This window comes from Sporosarcina koreensis (assembly GCF_001531445.1).
Taxonomy (GTDB): domain Bacteria; phylum Bacillota; class Bacilli; order Bacillales_A; family Planococcaceae; genus Sporosarcina; species Sporosarcina koreensis_C.
Window position 1 is genome coordinate 1 of record NZ_LQYA01000036.1, and the last position, 20,123, is coordinate 20,123.

Below are 20,123 nucleotides of genomic sequence, written 5' to 3' on the forward strand. Positions count from 1 at the left end.
TTTTATCCGGTTTTGAACGAACAAGCATCGTTCAATTGTCTGGTGATGAAGGCGAAGAGGTCACACCCGTTCCCATACCGAACACGGAAGTTAAGCTCTTCAGCGCCGATGGTAGTAGGGGGCTTCCCCCTGTGAGAGTAGGACGTCGCCGGGCAACCCATCACTTTTCGATATGGATGCGATCAGGTTAGAATTGATCAATTACAACAAATTTGCAGTTAATGAACCTTGCATTCTATCGGAAAGTATACATACTAATGGTCCCGTGGTGTAGCGGTTAACATGCCTGCCTGTCACGCAGGAGATCGCCGGTTCGATCCCGGTCGGGACCGCCATCTTAATTTAAATTGTCAACCGATTATGGATTCATTCCAAGATCGGTTTTTTGTTGTTTCCAATAACTTTGCACTGCTTACCTCAATGATTCAAATACATATCTCCGCCGAACCTCATGACTTTCGGAATCACCGTATTTTCGGTACACTAAAGCAAAGTGGAGATGAAAGGAAATAGATGATGACTATAGAATTCAATACGCATTCCTTAGAAGAGACCGAACGAATTGCGAATACATTAGCTGACTTGCTTTCCCCTCCGGATGTCGTGACACTGGAAGGCGATCTTGGTGCAGGGAAGACGACATTCACTAAAGCACTTGCGCGTAGCCTCGGCATCACTCGCACGGTGAACAGCCCTACGTTCACAATCTTGAAGCAATATGAGGGAAGAGTGCCTTTCAATCATTTGGACGTTTATCGATTAGCAGACAGCGATGAGGATCTTGGGTGGGACGAGTTGTTTTACGGAGATGCGGTCTCCGTCGTTGAGTGGGCGCATTTAATAGAAGATGATCTGCCGAAGGAACGATTGGATATCCAGATGCATCGAACCGGTGAAACTTCGAGAAAGATTGTGTTCATGCCAAAAGGGGAACGTTTTGAAAAGATTTGTGAGGCGATGACGTTATGATATGGTTAGGAATAGATACGGCCAATATGCCTTTATCCGTTGCGATTGTGAAGGATGGGACTATTTTGGCCGAGGTGAATTCTTCGATGGCTGTCAATCATTCGTTGCGGGCGATGCCGGTTATCGAGGAGCTGTTTGCGACGGTGCAATTGCAGCCTAAAGATATAGACGCCATTGCGGTATCGGAAGGGCCGGGCTCATATACGGGAGTCCGTATCGGCGTGACGATTGCGAAGACATTAGCTTGGACATTGAAGAAGCCTCTGTTTGGTGTTTCGAGCTTGAAGGTGCTTGCAGCGAACGCTGTTTATTTTGATGGTTTGATCTGCCCGATTGTGGACGCACGAAGAAATAATGTGTACGCAGGGGTATATGAGTTCGTGGATGGCGGATTGACCGCCATCGCGGAGGACGGGCATTTTGCGATTGAAAATCTGTTGGATGTGTTGGCAAGCAAGGAGCGCCCGGTTCTTTTTGTCGGCAAGGATGTTGCGATGCATGAAGAGCTCATGAAGGAAAGGTTGAAGGAGAATGCTGTCATTGCTCCTTTCCCGCTGCAGCTCCCGCGGGCATCTTCGTTGATTTTCATTGCGCAGCAAAGCGGACAGGAAGAGAATACACATGCATTTACGCCGGAGTACCGCCGGATCGCTGAGGCGGAGGCGAATTGGCTGATGCAGCAACGGAAGGATCAGGACAATGAATAAGAGTATCGAGTATAGAAAAATGACGATAGAAGATATTCCTGTGGTTGTTGAAATTGAGCAGGAGGCATTCGCGACACCGTGGACACAGGAAATCTTTGAACATGAGATGGCTGGGAATGATTATGCCCATTATATCGTCGCAGTTGCAGATGATGAGGTGATCGGGCATTTCGGCATGTGGGTTGTGCTGGATGAATGCCATATAACGAATGTGGCAGTGAGGAAGCATATGAGAGGCCATGGAATCGGTGAGGCGCTTATGCGGAAGGCGATCGAGCTATGCAAGGCGAATGAGGTCAGACTGATGACGCTTGAAGTTCGCGTGAGCAATCATACGGCGCAAAATTTATACCGCAAGCTCGGGTTTCAGGATGGCGGCATACGGAAAAACTATTATACGGACGACCATGAAGATGCGCTCGTCATGTGGGTGGAATTGTAATGGACAAAGATATGTATATACTTGGAATTGAAACGAGTTGTGATGAGACGGCGGCTTCGGTCGTGAAGAATGGGCATGAAATCGTTTCGAACGTCGTTGCGTCACAAATCCAGAGTCAGCAACGGTTCGGCGGCGTCGTGCCAGAAATCGCATCAAGGCACCATGTTGAACAGATCACGCTTGTAATAGAGGAAGCATTGGCAGAGGCTAATCTCGCTCCATCGGACTTGGATGCAGTTGCTGTAACGGAGGGACCAGGTCTTGTTGGCGCATTATTAATTGGCATTAACGCAGCGAAGGCGTTTGCTTTTGCCAATGGGCTGCCGATTGTCGGCGTTCACCATATCGCAGGGCATATTTATGCGAATCAATTAATGCAGCCGATGGAGTTCCCTCTGCTAGCGCTCATCGTATCGGGAGGGCATACGGAGTTAGTTCTAATGGAGAAGCATGGGTCGTTCAAATTGATTGGTGAAACACGGGATGACGCAGCAGGAGAAGCATATGACAAAGTCGCCCGAGTTCTTGGACTCCCTTATCCAGGAGGGCCGCATATCGATAAACTTGCGCTTGAAAGCGATGAAGCAGTCGATTTCCCGAGGGCTTGGCTCGAGCCGGATTCTTATGACTTCAGCTTTAGTGGGTTGAAATCCGCTGTTATCAATTATAAGCATAATATTGAGCAAAAAGGCGGAGAAGTCAATCCATCGCATGTCGCGGCCGGCTTTCAGCAAAGTGTTGTCGACGTGTTGACGGAGAAGACGTCGAGAGCGGCGAAGGAATACGGTGTGAAGCAAGTCATCGCGGCGGGCGGGGTCGCAGCGAATAAAGGCTTGCGGGCTTCATTGGACGCAGTGTTTGAAAAAGAGGGACTTCCTTTTTACGTACCACCAATCTCCCTTTGCACGGACAATGCGGCAATGATTGCAGCTGCGGGCACTTCGATGTTCGTAAGCGGAAAACGAGGCACGATGGAAATGAACGGCAGGCCGGGCATGGAGCTTGTTTCATGGAACGATTGAGCGTATGAATAAAGGAAATCGTCGAGTTCTGACGATTTCCGTTTTTATTTGTCCTCTATTGGTTTTGACTTGTCAAGAGGGAACGTTCGTACTTATGCACAATTGTTAGTAAGTTGTGGATAATTGAACGATTTGTGTGAATGACCATTTCATCTTTTGGATAACTATGTTGGTAAATGCAACTGGAAATGTGGATAACGTGGATAACTATGTTCATATCCCATTATATCAACGTGGATGATGTTGATAAGATTGTGGAAATCAACAGGAAGAAATGTCGAAAACTAAAAAAACTGTCGAATGGACGTAAATTCCATTCGACAGTTTTATCCCGCTATAACGGGCTATAAGATTCCCAGTGGGGAATCAACAGCCAGTAAAAGCCCGATTGGTTCGGGCCAGCAGGATGCAGGTCACAAAGGCGTTGCAACAGGACGTTGCGAACTTAGCCTTTGTTCAGCAAATCAGTTTTGGGGAAGAATCCCCCACTGATTGAAGTTTCACTTTAGTTGACTTATGAATTCAATTTCTCGAGCTCTTCCTGCAGGTTCAACCATTCTTCCGACTGGTTGTCGTGCTGCATTTGGAGTTCGTCGATCTGCTCCTGTAACTCCATCAGCTTTACATGGTCATCGGCCAAAGCAGGATTCAACAATTCTTCCTGCAAAATCGCGATGTCGGTATCCATTTTCCCGATTGACTCTTCGATTTCCGCGATTGCCCTCGTCAAGCGGCGTTCTTGCCGTTTGAATTCCTTGTCCTCTTCATTGCGGCTATTTCTTGACTGGGTCTTTTGTTCCGAAGCGATCTTTTCAGCCTTCATTTCTTCTAGCTCATTTTTCTTTTCGATGAAATAATCATAGTCGCCAAGATACTCTGTGACGCCGGTAGGACCGACATCCATCACTTTCGTAGCGATCCGGTTGATGAAATACCGGTCATGGGAGACGAAGAGGATGGTGCCTGGAAAATCGTCCAGCGCATTTTCCAGCACTTCCTTGCTGTCGAGGTCAAGATGGTTCGTCGGCTCGTCAAGCACGAGCGTATTCGATTTTTGAAGCATAAGCTTTGCCAATGAAAGACGCGCCTTCTCACCGCCGGATAGGGTTGCGACCGGTTTCTCGACGTCTTCTCCAGTAAATAGGAAGCGTCCGAGTACTGAGCGGACATCCTTTTCATTCATCATTGGCCATTCATCCCACAGTTCTTGAAGGACGGTTCCGGTGCCGAGGATTGTCGCCTGGTTCTGGTCATAATAGCCGAATTGGACATTCGTCCCGTAGCGGATCGTACCCCCGATAGGCTCCTGTCTTTTCACGATTGTCTTCAGCAACGTCGACTTGCCGATGCCGTTCGGGCCGATGATTGCGATCCGATCCCCTTTGTACGCATGCATATTGATGTTTTCCGAAACTGCTTTGCCTTGATAACCGACAGCGATGTTGTCCAATGTGAGCACATCATTGCCGCTTTGCCGATCGATGGAGAACGAAAAGCTTGCGGACTTTTCATCCCCCTCGGGCGCGTCCATCCATTCCGTCCGTTCGAGAAGCTTCCGTCGGCTTTTCGCCATTTTGGAAGTGGATGCGCGGGCGATATTCCGTTGGATGAAATCCTCAAGTTTCGCCTTCTCGCTTGTCTCGCGCTCATACAACTTCTTATCCCGCTCATAGTTTTTCGCTTTTTCGACCAAATAGGCGCTATAGTTGCCGACATACTTCGTCACTTTCCGCCTCGACACTTCATACGTGATTGTCACGATTTGATCGAGGAAATAGCGGTCATGGGAAACGATGAGAATTGCCCCTTCATAGGAGACGAGGTATTTTTCGAGCCAGCCCAGTGTCTCGATATCCAAATGGTTTGTCGGCTCGTCCAATATGAGCAGATCCGGCTTGCTGAGCAGCATTTTTGCTAACGCCAGCCGTGTCTTTTGCCCGCCTGACAGCAGATTGACCTGCTTCTCGTAGTCTTCGGTATAAAAGCGCATGCCGTGAAGGACCGAGCGCATATCGGACTCATATTGATATCCGCCCGAATCCTTGAAATCGATTTGCAATGCGTCATAATCCTTCATGACCCGGTCGTATTCTTGCGGATTTTCGTAAACGGAAGGATCCGCCATTTGCGCTTCTAGTTTGCGGAGTCTTTTCTCCATTTCCAGCAACGGTCCGAAAACAGTAAGCATCTCCTCCCAAATCGTGAGAGGGGAATCAATGCCCGCATGCTGTTCGAGATAGCCGACTTGCACGTCTTTCGGCATGATGAGATCGCCGGAATCCGCAGTCATCTCGCCTGCGATGATTTTCAGCAATGTCGATTTGCCTGCGCCATTCCGTCCTACGAGCGCAACTCTGTCACGGTGCTGCACTTCGAGCCGGACGTTGTTCAATATATCAGTTCCAGAAAAGGATTTTGTAATTCCATTCACTTGTAATAAGATCATTCAGCACACCTCTATTCCACTTTTAGTGTAATCGAATGGGCCTGTTGGTGCAATGGTTGGCTTTACATCAGACCATATCTGGAGTACGATAAAAAAAGGCTTATTGTACGTATAGGAGGTCAGATATGGCTGAAACGACTCAGAGGGTTCCGCAGGCGACGTCAAAACGCCTTCCATTATATTATCGATTTCTACAAAACTTCGCGAATGCTGGTAAGAAGCGGGTCTCTTCGAGTGAATTGAGCGAGGCGATGAAAATCGATGCGGCTACGATCCGCCGTGACTTCTCCCATTTCGGAGCGCTCGGGCGCAAAGGGTACGGGTATGATGTGAACGACCTGCTGCTATTCTTCCGCAGAGCGCTTGATCAGGATGAAGAGACGGATGTCGCATTGATCGGTGTCGGGAGCTTAGGGAACGCATTTCTGAAATACAATTTTCAAAAAAACCATAATACGAGGATTGTTGTTGCGTTCGATCCGAAAGCGCCGAAAGAAGGGAAGATGATCAGCAATATCCCCGTGTTCCATCCCGATATGTTGGAAGAGAAAATCAAGGAGTTGGGCATTAATCTCGTCATCCTGACTGTACCAACGAGGGCGGCGCAGGAAATCGCAGATCGGATGGCTGCGATCGGCGTGAAAGGGATCCTTAATTTCACACCGGTTCGTTTGACAGCGCCCGACTGGATGCGCGTCCATACGATCGATTTGTCGGTGGAGCTGCAGACGTTGATTTACTTTATAAAAAGTGACGAAAAAGATTCACAAATATAAAGGTATTGTCAATAGTAATACAAGCTGTTTTCATGTAAAATAGGAAGCAGACGAAGGAGGTGTCCGAAATGGCTCCAGGAGTAACTAGTTTAATTCTTATCGCAATCATTGCTTTGCTCATTTTTGGACCGAAGAAGTTGCCGGAGATCGGAAAAGCGTTCGGCTCTTCATTGCGTGAATTCAAATCAGCGACGAAAGGACTCGTGTCCGATGATGACGACACAGTCAAAAAAGTGGAAGACAAGAAAAATGATGTGCAATAAGTAAGGATGTCTGTCCGATGAAAGAGAAAAATTTAACAGTCATTGAACATATAGATGAAATTAGAAAACGACTGATGGTAATCGTCGTTTTCTTTGTTATTGCGGTGATCGGCAGTTTTTTTATTGCCAAGCCGATCATTAAGTTTCTGCAAGCAGAGGCGGGGTATGAAGAGTTCCACGCATTTAATGTCGTCGATCCGATTGCCTTGTACTTGAAAGTTATTATCTTTTTGGCGGTCGTCATCATTTCGCCGATCATCATGTATCAGTTCTGGTCGTTCATATCGCCTGGGCTTCATGAGACGGAGCGGAAAGTGACGTTGAGCTATATCCCATTCGCCTTTATTCTTTTACTCATAGGAATCGCATTTTCATATTTCGTCCTCGTTCCCTTCGTCATGAATTTCATGAAAGAACTATCGGCGGAACTTGGCATCACCCAGACGGTCGGCATTAATGAATATTTTACGTTCCTGTTCCAAATCCTCATTCCGTTCGGGGTTATCTTCCAGTTGCCAATCGTCCTTTTATTCCTGTCGAGGCTTGGAATATTGAATCCGGCGAAGCTAGTGAAAATCCGGAAAATCGCGTATTTTGTCTTGTTCGTCATTGCGGCGTTCATTACGCCGCCGGACATCATGTCCCACTTATTGGTGACCGTCCCGTTATTCGCGCTTTATGAGATCAGCATCATCATTTGCCGTGTCGGGTACCGGAAATTCCTGAAGGCGGAAGAGAAAAGGAAGATTGAAGAATTAAAGGCTGAACAACAGCGCCAAATCGATGAAGTTATGGGGAATTTGGAGAAATAAAATGGAGTCCCGCTTCCCGGGTTAGTTTTTGAGGGAGCGGGGCTTTTTTTGTAATGAAGTTCCAGTATGATAGGGAGTGTGGAACTGACATATACATTGTAAGTAAAGGAGGGAATAAGCATGAATCCATTGCTATCCATTTGGAGTAAGCCGACGAAGACTTTGGAGTATGTGCTGGAGAAAAAGTCGGTCGGATACGGTTTTTTTATATTTTTATTAGGATCAATCAGTACGGGCATTTTCTCCACGGCAACAGCAGGCTGGTTCAGTGGCTTGCCAATGTTTACAATTATTTTCCTATCAATCGCGTCGTCATATGCCGGCGCATTGCTCGGATGGGTGATTGTGTCGGCAATGTATACATGGATTGGGAAATGGCTCGGAGGTACAGGAACGTTTTCCGATATGGTCCGCGTGACACCAGTCGCAACGATTCCGATGATCTGGCTCGCGCCGATGAACTTTCTTATTCTTGCTATATATGGATCCCGTCTATTCGAGGTGCCGACGGAGAATTTTGGAATTACCAATCTGCCGCTTGGAGTTTATTTGTTAACGAACTTCATCTCAATGGGAGTGGGTATTTACGGTACGGTCATCTCTTGTAAGGGAATTGGGCTTGTCCATAAATTCTCAGCGTGGCGTGGATTGGGTGTCGTTGCAATTCTCATGGGTGTTGGCATAGTGCTTGCGATCGTGTTCTCACTTGTTATCGGCATGGTCATCTTTTCATTATTTACGACGTTTGGATGAATGAAAAACGGCTTCCCGGTATGGGGGAAGCCGTTTTTTTATTGCAACCAGAAAATGAAAGCTTTCTTCATGTTTTGCAGTTGCTCCAATTTTTCGTAATTCAGTTGGACAATCATAACGAAACCGTTCATAAGGAAGTGTGCAATCATCGGTGCCCAAATGCGCTTCGTATGATAATAAAGAAATGCGAATACCATTCCTGGAGCCATATAGATGAGCGTATGCTCGAGCTCGTTGTGGACAACCGCGAAAATGACTCCGCTCAAGATGGCGGCAACCCAGAAATTCGTCTTCGTGTAAATACTTCCGAACAGGACTCTTCTAAACACAATCTCTTCAAGCAACGGTGCGAAGATGACAATGGAAAAGATAATGATCGGCGATAGTTTGGCGACGTCACTCAGCAAGGTGGTATTTTCGGAGCCAGGCATAATACCGAGCGCCATTTCGATAATGCCTGCAAGCATTTGTCCAGCCATCGCCATGAAAAATCCTAGCACTCCCCAGAGGATTGTCATCCAAGGAGTCGCTTTTTTCCCCTTTTTAAAGATATCCCAAAATCGCTTGTTGCGCGTCGTCATGAAAAGGATGAGCGGGGCGGCGATCAGGTTGGTGATAAACAGCGCCCAGGCGAAGGCGTAATAGACCGCGTCCTCTTCCCCCATGCCGGCGGTGTTGTGAAAGTAATTGAAGAATCCTTTCGAGACAGGAATACTTCCGAATTGCATTGCTATATATAGTAGAACGATTGAAATGGAGATTTTCCAGTTTTTCATTGCCAACTTCCTTTCTTCTGTAATTCATTTTAGCGGTTTCTATGAAGACAAGCAAAGGGAAAGGAATAGAAGATTACTGATTGTCGGAATCCTTCTTGTAGGGAAGAAAACAGCCAAGTATTATGCTTGCAATTTTTGGGCAACTTTATTATGATAAGAAATGTATTAGCACTCTTGATTGATGAGTGCTAAAAAAGAAAAATACGCCGAGGAGGTTGTTTCACTTGTTGAAACCATTAGGTGACCGTATCGTAATCGAACTAATCGAAGCAGAAGAAAAGACGTCTAGCGGTATCGTATTACCGGATTCTGCGAAAGAAAAACCGCAAGAAGGAAAAGTTGTAGCGGCAGGTACCGGACGAGTTCTTGAAAACGGCCAGCGTGTTGACCTGGAAGTAAAAGAAGGCGACCGCATCATCTTCTCAAAATATGCTGGAACTGAAGTAAAATATGAAGGCAATGAATATTTGATCCTGCGTGAAAGCGATATCCTAGCCGTCATCGGTTAAGTCGCCGCTTATAAATAAGTACAATCAAAACCAGGAGGGAATTCATAAATGGCTAAAGAAATTAAATTCAATGAAGACGCGCGCGGCGCAATGCTACGCGGTGTAGATACACTTGCTGACGCTGTTAAAGTGACGCTTGGACCAAAAGGACGCAACGTCGTTCTTGAGAGAAAATTCGGTTCACCGCTTATCACAAACGACGGTGTAACGATCGCAAAAGAAATCGAGCTTGAAGATGCATTCGAAAATATGGGTGCAAAACTCGTAGCGGAAGTTGCTTCCAAAACGAACGAAATCGCTGGTGACGGTACGACGACAGCGACGGTTCTTGCACAAGCGATGATCCGTGAAGGTTTGAAAAACGTAACAGCTGGCGCAAACCCTGTCGGCATCCGTAAAGGGATCGAAAAAGCGGTTGCAACGGCTATTGAAGAGTTGAAAGGCATTTCCGATGAAATCGAAAGCAAGCAGGAGATCGCACAAGTTGCGGCTATCTCTTCAGGCGACGAAGAAGTCGGCGAATTGATTGCGGAAGCGATGGAGCGCGTCGGCAACGATGGCGTTATCACAATCGAAGAGTCAAAAGGCTTCACGACTGAGCTTGACGTCGTTGAAGGTATGCAATTCGATCGTGGCTACGCGTCTGCTTACATGGCGACAGACACAGACAAAATGGAAGCGGTTCTCGACAACCCTTACATCTTGATCACAGATAAGAAGATTTCTAACATCCAAGAAATCCTACCGGTTCTTGAGCAAGTCGTTCAACAAGGCAAGCCGTTGTTGATGATTGCTGAAGACGTGGAAGGCGAAGCACTTGCAACTCTTGTTGTGAATAAACTTCGCGGTACATTCAACGCGGTAGCTGTTAAAGCACCAGGCTTCGGCGACCGTCGTAAAGCAATGCTTGAAGATATCGCAATCCTTACAGGCGGGGAAGTCATCACTGAGGATCTTGGTCTTGACCTTAAATCCGCTGATATCACTCAACTTGGTCGCGCTGCGAAAGTCGTTGTCACAAAAGACCACACGACAATCGTTGAAGGAAACGGAGATACTGATCAAATCGCATCACGTGTCGGCCAAATCCGTGCGCAACTGGAAGAATCCACTTCCGAGTTCGACAAGGAGAAGCTGCAAGAACGCCTTGCGAAGCTTGCTGGCGGCGTAGCAGTTATCAAAGTCGGAGCAGCAACGGAAACTGAATTGAAAGAGCGTAAACTTCGCATTGAAGACGCATTGAACTCCACTCGTGCGGCAGTCGAAGAAGGTATCGTATCCGGCGGTGGTACGGCGCTTGTGAACGTCTATACAAAAGTTGAAACACTTCTTGAAAGCACAGAAGGCGACGTTGCAACTGGCGTTAAAATCGTCCTTCGCGCACTTGAAGAGCCAGTTCGCCAAATCGCGACAAACGCTGGCCTTGAAGGCTCCATCGTTGTCGATCGCCTCAAACGCGAAGAAGTCGGCATCGGCTTCAACGCAGCAAACGGCGAATGGGTCAACATGATGCAAGCGGGTATCGTGGATCCAACAAAAGTTACTCGTTCTGCACTTCAAAACGCAGCATCCGTAGCGGCAATGTTCTTGTCTACTGAAGCGGTCGTTGCAGATATCCCAGAACCAGCTGTAGCAGGCGGTATGCCTGATATGGGTGGTATGGGCGGCATGATGTAAGCTTTTCGAAGCAAGGGTTTACACCGCTTTTGAAGGTTGATAACTTCTCCATCGTAGAGCCTTGAAATACATGTTTCAACACTTCTTTTTATGAAGCAGTGTTACTCGCAATTAAAATAGCCACTTCTCATCATTTAGAACACTAGATGAGAAGTGGTTTTTTATGTGCAAGTCCTATCCTAATTTAAGCTCCCGCAGCACAATAAAACAACTAGATCTATTACTACAAATCGGAAGGTAACATACCATATACAATACTATCTGTCCATTCATTTTTATTCCAAAAATCTTGTATGAAATGAGCTTCCTTTCTCATGCCTATTCGTTCACACAATTTTTGTGAAGCTGTATTTCGTGCATCAAGATTAGCTTGTATACGATGTACATTACATTCATCAAATAATTTAAAGACCAAACTGCTCACTGCTTCTGTTGCCAAACCTCTTCCGGCTACTTCGTTTGAAAAACTATAACCAATCTCAACAGTGTCTTTCATATCCGTATACCATACGGATAGATCACCAATTACTTTAGTATTGTATATAACTGCCAAACTTAACATTGATTCTTTCGTGAGTACACTGTTTGATAGCTTCTTATTAAATCTTTCCAGCATATCTTCATGAGTCCACTTATTATGTAATAGGAACTTACATGTATCATCATTATTATAAATAGCAAATACATCCTGTAAATCAGTACTCTTAAAAGGTCTAATTAGTAATCTTTCTGTTGTGATTTCCAAGTGAGCTCTCCTCCCTTACTAATAGGAATTAAATGAACTTACAATAAATAGTATGCAATAAATGACAAAAAACCACAATATTTGAGAAAGAACATAATCTCGAAAGATTTGCGGAGATTTTTTTGTTCACTTCTTACAAAACGTTAGCTAATATGAACAAATCCTGCTATAATTGCATAGCACTCAGAGCGGTTAGAATGGCTTTTTTGGTGCATACTTGGGTTTGTAAATATTTATCAAGAAGGGAAATACGATTATGAGCAACTATAACGCAGTATCAGCAAGAAATACGGACAATGCTCCAAACGGTAACGGTCTTTATTCACAAACTGTTGCTTTCTCTCATTACAATAACCTCTCAGCTCAATTGCCGATCGATCCAAAAACAGGTCAATTGGTAGCTGGCGGTATAAAAGAGCAAGCGGAACAGTGCTTTAACAATATCAAGGCAATTGTAGACAGCATCGATCATGTTATGAGCGATATTGTTAGAATTACAGTATTCGTTAAAGATATCAAAGATGTTGACGCTGTAGATGAAGTGTATAAAACATTCTTCCCAACTTATGTTCCTTCACGGACGACAGTTGCAGTAGTAGCTTTGCCGATGGATGCTTTAGTGCAAGTTGAAGCACTTGTTTCTCACGGTGAAGGTACAATTCCAAACGCCCCACAAGCAGGCGACCTCATCAAACTTACAAACAACACGGCTAATGCGCCAACAAGCCCTCTATCTACACAAACAGTAGCGTTCTCTCATTACAACAATCTTTCAGCTCAATTGCCGATTGATCCAAAAACAGGAAGATTAGTAGTTGGCGGTGTAAAAGAGCAAGCTGGACAGTGCTTGAAAAACATTAAGGCTATTTTAGAAAGCATCGACGTTCCTTTTGACGATATTGTTAAAATTAATATCTTCCTTAAAGACCTCGCAGATACGGAAGCTGTCAATGAAGTTTATTCAACATTCTTCCCAGACTCCGCGATCGCTAGAACTGTAGCCTATGTCCCTGCACGCACAGTTGTTGCCGCTTCAGCTCTACCGATGGATGCTTTAGTGCAAATTGAGGCAGTGGTATCTCACGGAGATGGTACACCTCCACAAGCGATTGAAGACAGACATGGAATCGTTATCTGGGCAAACAACACTGACAATGCACCTAAAAGTTCTCTATCTACACAAACAGTAGCGTTCTCTCATTACAATCACCTTTCAGCTCAATTACCTGTGGATCCAAAAACAGGCCAAATGGTAGCTGGAGGCGTAAAAGAGCAAGCTGAACAGTGCTTGAAAAATATCAAGGCAATCGTCGAAAGCATCAACCACGTTATGGAAGATGTTGTTAAAGTAAATATCTTCGTGAAAAATATCGCGGATATGGATGCAGTAGACGAAGCTTACAAAACATTCTTCCCAGGCGGTGTACCTGCACGAAGAACAGTTGGCGTATCCGCTTTGCCTAACGATGCGTTAATCCAAATCGATGCGGTTGTAGCAAACGCTGAAGGAACTCCTCCACAAGCATAATAGACATGTATGAATAATTGTGTGGGTGCCTGTGCAACACACGATTCAGATAATGCACTACAATTGCATAAAGTAAAATAAAGAAGCCGATCAAATCAAAGTTTGATCGGCTTCTTTTTGTAATTCTATGAAAAACGTTGAATTGTCATAAATGTGTGCTGCACAGGCACCTTAAACGGTGGCTTTTATACTCGGAATTGTTATTAAAGAATGAATTTAATGCACAATTGGTTGTGCAGTGTTAACAAATCTGAAGATTTCATTGTGTTTCATTAACAATGGGTCTGAGTTTAATTGGCTACAAGGTCTAACGACTCCTACGTAAGAAGCTTGTATAATGAGGCAGAGCAACTTGAAGTTAGTCTTTATAAATTTACTTACTGGAGGTTACAAATGGAAAAGGAAAAAAGCGTCAAGAAGAAGTTTCAACTGCCTCATATTTATGTCATCCTATTTATATTCAGTGCGCTGGCAGCTATTTCGACTTACTTTATTCCTGCAGGTCAGTTTGAGCGTGTGCCAGGTCCTGACGGAAGAACAGCGATTGATCCAAACTCATTTACAGAAGTGGAAGCTGCACCAATTGGTATAGCCGAATTCCTTACTGTTATTCCGCGGGGGCTAATTGACGCTGGGGAAATTGTATTTTTCACGTTTATTATCGGCGGTATGTTTGCGGTACTGAAAACAACTGGAATCATTGAAGTAGTTGTGGACAGGCTGGCAAACCGTTTTGCGAAAAACAGTATTTTGCTGATCCCGATTCTGACAACCGTATTTGCGATTGGGGCAACATTAATCGGAACCCCTGAACTATCACTCGTTTATATTCCTGTCATTATGCCATTAATTATTGCCTTAGGGTACGATTCGATTGTAGCTGCATCGATTGCGCTTGTCGGTACGGTTGTCGGGTTTACTACCGGAGTCTTAAATCCAATTAACGTAGGATTGTCGCAAAAAATTGTAGGTGTCCCGGTGTTTTCAGGGTTGCCGTTGCGTTTAGCTCTATTTATTGTTTGTATATCGGTGGGAATTTTCTTCATCATGCGCTATGCAAAAAAGGTACAAAGGGATCCTTTGTACAGCTATGTGTATAAAGATGATCAAGAAAAAAGGGAACTTTATAAGCAAAAAGATAAGATTGATGCGAAAAGCATGAACACAAGACAAAAGTATGCTTCAGTTGCGGCTTTCGTCTTCCTTGGAATATTAGTATATGGTGTGCTTCAGCACGGTTGGTTCATGGTAGAGATGGCTGGTCTGTTTATCTTTATGGGGATAGTAGTCGGCCTCATTGCCGGTCTGAATGCTACCCAAATTTCTAACGCGTTTACAGAAGGATTCCGTGATGTACTCATGGGGGCCATTATTATTGGACTTGCCCGCTCTGTCGCTGTTGTACTTGAAGACGGACAAATCATGGATTCGATCGTTCACAGCCTAGGTTCATTGGTCGGCGAGATGCCATCTGTTCTCGGGGCAGTAGGTATGTATCTAGTACAGCTGACCATTAACTTTATTATCCCGTCCGGAAGTGGACAAGCTTTAGTCACGATGCCAATCATGGGGCCACTTGCAGATATGATCGGCGTAACCAGGCAAACTGCTGTACTTGCGTTCCAGTTCGGGGATGGCTTTGCACATATTCTATTCCCTACATCTGGTTACTTTATGGCTGCACTCGTTATCGCGGGTGTATCTTGGCAAAAATGGATTCGTTTCTATATGCCGCTATTCCTTGTGTTTTCAGCAATTGGGGTTGTCACATTAGTCATCACTCAGTTGATTCAATACACAGGTTGAGTGTATTTGATTAACCAATCATACATACGATCGAAGGCTCCGTCGTCGATCGCCTAAAACGAGGTATGATGTAATAAAAGATCCCCTCTCGCTTCTTGTGATGAAGCGGGAGGGGATTTTTCACTTTTGCGTTTTCTCGAGGTCTATTCTTTTCAGCGAGAACCCGTCAATACTGAACGCCACTCCGGGAATGCGTCTTAAATGCTTCTTCATTCGGCGCGAAATAATCTTCTGTGTAGTTGGCTACAAATTCACCATTGGCGATATAGCCGGCACCCCACGTCGGATCCATCGTGAGCCATTCTCCGTCCACTTTCACTTCGACCCATGCGTGGCGGGAGAAATTGAAGCCGGCTCCGGCAGTTCCTGCTACATATCGTGCTTCCATACCGGACGCTCGGAGCAAGGCGAGGGCAAGATACGTGTAGTCCTGACAGATTCCTTTTTCGAGTTCGAGGACTTTTAATGCGCTATCATCCCACTGAAACTCGCTGTTTTTCTGTTTTTCCACATCATAGGCAATTGACTTTGCAGTAAATTCATAGATAGCCTTTGCTTTCTCGCGATCCGTCATGTCTTCGGTGACAAGCTCTTTCGCAAGCGCGGTGATTTCGGGAGCATCGGACTGAACCCCTCGTGATGGCAATGAATCACGTTGGTCCTCCGTGCCTATGCTTTCGACTGTGAATTTGGCCACATCATAATAATAAAACTTGGAACTGTTTTTCTCTTTTATTTCCGGAACACTTACGGTCACGTCGTATGTTCCCGGTCCGAAGCGCAAATAGAATTCGTCGTCGAATGTGTAATTATCGACCGGGATGACGGATAACGCCTCATCGTCATCTTTTTTTGTCGTAATATAAAGATGTGTCGTTTCTTTTGCAAATGGGGCATCTTTGTCGATAGTGCCTTTTATGCGATACGTTAAATTGGTTTCTTCACCGCCTGTCGTCGGATAGGTGAGATTGACACCTCGCTCGTGATAGGTTGTCATGTAGGAGATCGGTTCTGTGACAAGTTCGGATTCATTGTCGATGTACAGGATGGTTCCTGCCTGATAATAGTCCTTTTTTTCTTCGTCGGGTACGTAGACTTTAAGTTGATGCACACCTTTTCCGTAAAATAAAGGCACGTCATACGTGAATTGGCCGTTTTTAACAGGAAGCACATGTTTCCACGTATCTTCGTCTTTTTTGAGCTCAAGCATCAACGTTTCGTTTGTCCCTTTGATGGTCGCTATTTTTCCTTTTAGCGTGAAAATCCCGCTTTCTTTTATATATCCGCTATCCGGAACTTCAAGCGATAATCCAGCATCCTGAGCAAAGGGGGTATACGTAAGATCTCGCCGCATCGTAGGGTTGACATTAAAGACAGTGAATTTTGCAAGATCGTAATAATAATTTTTCCGGTCCGTGCTTGGGAGCATTACAGTTACTTGGTACTCTCCCTCGCCGTTGAACAGCCTCACATCCTGTTTAAATGTGCCGTCTTGGATAGGCGCATAGTATTCCATTGAGTCGTCGGAAAGCGCTTCTCCATCAAATCTGATTTTGATCCATACATAGTTTTCTTGTAATTGGTCCTGATTTTCAACCGTTCCTTTAACTGTGACGATTTCATTCACCGCAAAGTTTGTGTGAGTAGGTTCTACTAACACAGCGCCCACTTCTTCGCTATAGGCTGTCAATTCCAATGGTGTCATGCCAAGCTCGGCGTTTTTCTTTTCCACTGCCGCGTCATAATCGTTCTTCTTCTGTTCCTGCTCGTTGACCTGCTGCGTTTCCTTTGTTGGAGCAGGTTCTTTCGTGCAGGCGCCTAGTAAAAGCAGGCATAGCAAAGAAACAATCTGTATATATGTTTTTTTCATAGACGTCGGATTCCCCCCCCCCCGGAATTTTTTGATATCTATACTATAGCAATTTTTCGAAACTAAATCCTAAGCCTGTCGAATGAGGTAGTAAGTACTGGGTTCCCCCTTTTTGAAGGTGCCTGTGCAGCACACGATTCAGAAAATACACTGTAATTGTATAAAGTAAAATGAAGAAGCTGATCAACTCAAGGTTTGATCAGCTTCTTTTTGTATTTATATCTAGAGTATTGAATTGTCATAAATGTATGTTGCACAGGCACCGATACAATTAAGTATCCAATCCGAATCTTTTTGCATTACGAGCCCGAGCCCGTTCAGCTTCAATTTCTCGATTACGAGGTTCGGCATTCGTTACCAATGTGTTTAGTAATTTTTGTGTAGCGATAACCACTTCCTCAACAGCAAGATTAATAGCATCCTCGTTAGACTTGGAGGGCTTGTTGTAACCAGAAACCTTCCGCACATATTGGAGCGAAGCGGCATAAATTTCATCCGTCGTAGCCGGAGGGGAAAAATTAAACAGTGTTTTAATGTTTCGGCACATATCGTTCACCTCATTTGTTTATTTTTTTGATTGTATCATATTCTACTGAATTGTATCGGCGCCAGTGCAGGAGGCTAAAGAAAGTAGTGACCTCTTGATTCTGGTATAATGGGAAGCAGACTACGCACAGTGGAGGGAAATAGATGAAGTTTATTCGTAACCGGCTATTAGGTTACGGGGTGGATGACGCATTGGTTGACCCGCTGGCATTTGTCATCCTGATTGCTGTTATCACGCTCCTGTGTATCATTGCGAATTTTATTACGAAGCAAGTGATTATCCGATTCATCACCCATATTGTGAAAAAGCACAATATCAAGTGGGGGAATATTCTGTTGGAGCGGAAAGTGCTCCGGAGATTGTCCCATTTTGTGCCGGCTATCATCATTTATTCCTTCGCTGCCAGCTTTCCGACGTACCGCAAGGCGATCGAAACGTTGGCGCTAACGTATATGATGATCGTGGCGTTCAGTGTCATTAATCGATTATTAAGCGTGTTCAATGATATTTATCAAACGTATGAAATATCAAAAACGAAGCCGATCAAAGGATATATACAGGTTGCTAAAATTGTCATCGTTATCGTAGGGGCCATTTTAGTGATCGCCAATCTGATGGGGGAAAGCCCAGTAATTCTACTTAGTGGAATCGGTGCTCTTTCAGCGGTATTCATGTTGGTTTTTAAGGATTCGTTATTAGGGCTTGTGGCGGGCGTTCAGTTGTCCGCCACCGAAATGGTTCGGATGGGCGACTGGATTGAAGTGCCGAATTATGGTGCGAATGGGGATATCATTGATATTTCCTTGAATACTGTGGCGGTGCGGAATTTTGACAAGACAGTAACGATGATTCCGAGCTATGCGCTCATATCGAATTCATTCATCAACTGGCGCGGCATGCAGGAATCAGGCGGCAGGCGCATTAAGCGGGCGTTGTATATTGATACATCTAGCATCAAGTTTTGTACAGAAGCTATGATTGAGCATTATAAACAGATCCACTTACTATCGGATTATATCATCAACCGCGAACATGAAATTGAGGAGTACAACGTTTCAAATAAGATAGACCGAAGCAATCTTGTAAATGGTAGGGCGATGACGAATATCGGGGTTTTCCGCGCTTACATTGGTGAATATCTTCAGCACCATCCGGGTATCCATCAAGAAATGACGTTGATGGTTCGACAATTGGCACCTGATGAGAATGGATTGCCGATTGAAATTTATGCTTTTGCAAACAGTACGCAGTGGGCTATTTATGAAGCTGTGCAAGCAGATATTTTTGATCATCTATTTGCCGTTGCGGGAGAATTCGATCTCCGCGTGTTCCAAAACCCGGCAGGAAGTGATGTTAAGGCGTTGGGTAATGTAATGAAAAGCGAGTAAGCTGTTTAGGAATTGTTTGGGCACCTGTGCAGCACACTATTCAGATAATGCACTACAATTGCATAAAGCAATGAAAGAAGCCGACCACTTCAAGGTGTGATCGGCTTCTTTTTGTATAGATATAAACTTTGTTGAATTGTCATAAATGTGTGATGCACAGGCACCGGAATTGGTACCGGAATTAATTAACCGTAGGGCATACGGTTCAGGCAGGGAATGAGAACATTTCCTGTTAGGGGATGCAATTATTCAGTTTTAGTTTGTTGCTATATTATTTCTTGAGCGATCCAAAGAAAGTGCTGTAAGCTGTGACGACTTGGTTGTAATAGCCGACTAGCTTGTCCCAAACTGTAGTTTGAACGTCTTCAGCAACTTCTTCGTCAGTAGCAGGCTCTTCCGCTACGTCTTCACCGTCAGTAGGTGCATCAGTAGCTTCTTCATTATCAGCTGGTGTATCAGTTGCCTCTTCTTCGACAGCCGGTGCATCAGTAGCTTCTTCTTCATCAGCTGGAGCGTCAGTAACTTCTTCATCAGCAGGTTCTTCGGTTACATCTTCACCTTCAGTAGGTAGTTCAATAACGTCGTCACCTTCAACAGCATCTTCGCTTTCTGCTGGTTCTTCCGTTACATCTTCGCCATCAGTAGGTAGTTCTGCATTCTCGTCACCTTTAGCAGGCACTTCCTCTGTATCTTCACCTGGTAAGACAATCCCGAGATGATCTTGGATGGCTAGGTTATAGTAATCGATTAAACTTACATAATTTTGTAAGATGGATTTGTACTCATTTAGTTGCTCGTCTGTTATAATTGAATTGGTTTGGTCAGTTGACGTAGTATCTTCATTGATATTTTCGCCAGCTGGCTTTTCTGTTTCAGTAGCCTCTTCTTCTACAGGTGCCTCTGTTGTCTCTTCTTCGTCAGCTGGTGCATCGACCGCTTCTTCTTCGTCAACTGGTGTATCGACAGTTTCTTCTCCATCAACTGGAGCGTCCACCGCTTCCTCTTCGTCAACTGGTGTATCGACAGTTTCTTCTCCATCAACTGGAGCGTCCACCGCTTCCTCTTCGTCAACTGGTGTATCGACAGT

At 44.9% G+C, this 20,123-nt stretch carries 18 protein-coding genes, 1 tRNA gene, 1 rRNA gene and 1 pseudogene; 15 read left to right on the plus strand and 6 right to left on the minus strand.

From position 1 onward, the window contains the following. The first annotated feature begins 38 nt into the window (after positions 1 to 38). From rrf to tsaD, 6 genes are all read left to right on the plus strand, one after another. Positions 39 to 154: ribosomal RNA gene (gene rrf / locus AWV70_RS05925) — 5S ribosomal RNA — on the plus strand. 105 nt (positions 155 to 259) lie between these two features. After that, positions 260 to 335 (plus strand) — tRNA-Asp (locus tag AWV70_RS05930). A 181-nt stretch (positions 336 to 516) separates the two neighbouring features. Further along, a complete protein-coding gene (gene tsaE, locus AWV70_RS05935) occupies positions 517 to 969 on the plus strand; it encodes a tRNA (adenosine(37)-N6)-threonylcarbamoyltransferase complex ATPase subunit type 1 TsaE (protein WP_060205205.1) in 453 nt (150 codons plus the stop codon). After that, the gene (gene tsaB, locus AWV70_RS05940; protein WP_060205173.1) at positions 966 to 1,676 is read left to right on the plus strand and encodes a tRNA (adenosine(37)-N6)-threonylcarbamoyltransferase complex dimerization subunit type 1 TsaB; all 711 of its coding nucleotides are present in this window, start codon (positions 966 to 968) and stop codon (positions 1,674 to 1,676) included. Before tsaE ends, tsaB begins: the two co-directional genes overlap by 4 nt. Further along, on the plus strand, positions 1,669 to 2,118 hold the full coding sequence (gene rimI, locus AWV70_RS05945; protein ID WP_060205175.1) for a ribosomal protein S18-alanine N-acetyltransferase: 450 nt from the start codon (positions 1,669 to 1,671) through the stop codon (positions 2,116 to 2,118). The genes tsaB and rimI overlap by 8 nt, the downstream gene beginning before the upstream one ends. Next, positions 2,118 to 3,140, plus strand: a complete 1,023-nt coding sequence (tsaD, locus tag AWV70_RS05950) for a tRNA (adenosine(37)-N6)-threonylcarbamoyltransferase complex transferase subunit TsaD (RefSeq protein WP_060205177.1) — start codon at positions 2,118 to 2,120, stop codon at positions 3,138 to 3,140. Before rimI ends, tsaD begins: the two co-directional genes overlap by 1 nt. Before the next feature lie 514 nt (positions 3,141 to 3,654). Here tsaD and AWV70_RS05955 read toward each other — a convergent pair. After that, on the minus strand, positions 3,655 to 5,586 hold the full coding sequence (locus AWV70_RS05955; protein WP_060205179.1) for an ABC-F family ATP-binding cassette domain-containing protein: 1,932 nt from the start codon (positions 5,584 to 5,586) through the stop codon (positions 3,655 to 3,657). Between the two features lie 125 nt (positions 5,587 to 5,711). Here AWV70_RS05955 and AWV70_RS05960 point away from each other — a divergent pair, with 125 nt between their 5' ends. The 4 genes from AWV70_RS05960 to AWV70_RS05975 all read left to right on the plus strand — a co-directional run bounded on the left by AWV70_RS05960 (position 5,712) and on the right by AWV70_RS05975 (position 8,190). Further along, positions 5,712 to 6,362 carry a redox-sensing transcriptional repressor Rex gene (locus AWV70_RS05960; protein ID WP_060205181.1) on the plus strand — a complete coding sequence of 217 codons (651 nt, stop codon included), beginning with the start codon at positions 5,712 to 5,714 and terminating at the stop codon, positions 6,360 to 6,362. 68 nt (positions 6,363 to 6,430) lie between these two features. Next, complete coding sequence (locus tag AWV70_RS05965; RefSeq protein ID WP_060205182.1) at positions 6,431 to 6,625, plus strand: twin-arginine translocase TatA/TatE family subunit; 195 nt, start codon at positions 6,431 to 6,433, stop codon at positions 6,623 to 6,625. Positions 6,626 to 6,642: 17 nt separating this feature from the next. Further along, positions 6,643 to 7,437, plus strand: a complete 795-nt coding sequence (tatC, locus tag AWV70_RS05970) for a twin-arginine translocase subunit TatC (protein ID WP_060205184.1) — start codon at positions 6,643 to 6,645, stop codon at positions 7,435 to 7,437. A gap of 120 nt (positions 7,438 to 7,557) precedes the next feature. Continuing rightward, positions 7,558 to 8,190: a Yip1 family protein gene (locus AWV70_RS05975; protein WP_060205186.1), complete on the plus strand. Its 633-nt coding sequence runs from the start codon at positions 7,558 to 7,560 to the stop codon at positions 8,188 to 8,190. Between the two features lie 38 nt (positions 8,191 to 8,228). Here AWV70_RS05975 and AWV70_RS05980 read toward each other — a convergent pair whose 3' ends face one another. After that, the gene (locus AWV70_RS05980) at positions 8,229 to 8,966 is read right to left on the minus strand and encodes a CPBP family intramembrane glutamic endopeptidase (protein WP_060205188.1); all 738 of its coding nucleotides are present in this window, start codon (positions 8,964 to 8,966) and stop codon (positions 8,229 to 8,231) included. Positions 8,967 to 9,190: 224 nt separating this feature from the next. Between AWV70_RS05980 and groES the strand changes: the two genes are divergently transcribed. Together groES and groL are read left to right on the plus strand one after the other, a co-directional pair. After that, complete coding sequence (gene groES, locus AWV70_RS05985; protein ID WP_060205190.1) at positions 9,191 to 9,475, plus strand: co-chaperone GroES; 285 nt, start codon at positions 9,191 to 9,193, stop codon at positions 9,473 to 9,475. 48 nt (positions 9,476 to 9,523) lie between these two features. Next, positions 9,524 to 11,152, plus strand: coding sequence for a chaperonin GroEL (groL, locus tag AWV70_RS05990; protein WP_060205192.1), 1,629 nt, complete (start codon positions 9,524 to 9,526; stop codon positions 11,150 to 11,152). Between the two features lie 223 nt (positions 11,153 to 11,375). Here the strand turns inward: groL and AWV70_RS05995 are convergent, their stop codons facing one another. Beyond that, positions 11,376 to 11,897 (minus strand): GNAT family N-acetyltransferase, encoded by a 522-nt coding sequence (locus tag AWV70_RS05995; RefSeq protein ID WP_060205194.1) that lies wholly within the window; start codon positions 11,895 to 11,897, stop codon positions 11,376 to 11,378. A 256-nt stretch (positions 11,898 to 12,153) separates the two neighbouring features. On the opposite strand from AWV70_RS05995, the gene AWV70_RS06000 reads away from it, so the two are divergent. Further along, entirely contained in the window at positions 12,154 to 13,425 is a 1,272-nt protein-coding gene (locus tag AWV70_RS06000; protein WP_060205195.1) for a RidA family protein, read from the plus strand. A gap of 393 nt (positions 13,426 to 13,818) precedes the next feature. Further along, complete coding sequence (locus AWV70_RS06005; RefSeq protein ID WP_060205197.1) at positions 13,819 to 15,231, plus strand: YfcC family protein; 1,413 nt, start codon at positions 13,819 to 13,821, stop codon at positions 15,229 to 15,231. A gap of 166 nt (positions 15,232 to 15,397) precedes the next feature. Here AWV70_RS06005 and AWV70_RS06010 read toward each other — a convergent pair whose 3' ends face one another. Both AWV70_RS06010 and AWV70_RS06015 read right to left on the minus strand, forming a co-directional pair. Beyond that, a complete protein-coding gene (locus AWV70_RS06010; protein ID WP_060205199.1) occupies positions 15,398 to 17,101 on the minus strand; it encodes a transglutaminase domain-containing protein in 1,704 nt (567 codons plus the stop codon). 271 nt (positions 17,102 to 17,372) lie between these two features. Continuing rightward, positions 17,373 to 17,648 (minus strand): DUF2277 domain-containing protein, encoded by a 276-nt coding sequence (locus AWV70_RS06015; protein ID WP_060205201.1) that lies wholly within the window; start codon positions 17,646 to 17,648, stop codon positions 17,373 to 17,375. Between the two features lie 143 nt (positions 17,649 to 17,791). Here AWV70_RS06015 and AWV70_RS06020 point away from each other — a divergent pair, with 143 nt between their 5' ends. Further along, on the plus strand, positions 17,792 to 19,036 hold the full coding sequence (locus AWV70_RS06020; protein WP_060205203.1) for a mechanosensitive ion channel family protein: 1,245 nt from the start codon (positions 17,792 to 17,794) through the stop codon (positions 19,034 to 19,036). A gap of 271 nt (positions 19,037 to 19,307) precedes the next feature. Here AWV70_RS06020 and AWV70_RS23770 read toward each other — a convergent pair. After that, positions 19,308 to 20,123: pseudogene (locus AWV70_RS23770) on the minus strand (hypothetical protein); the annotation flags it as partial.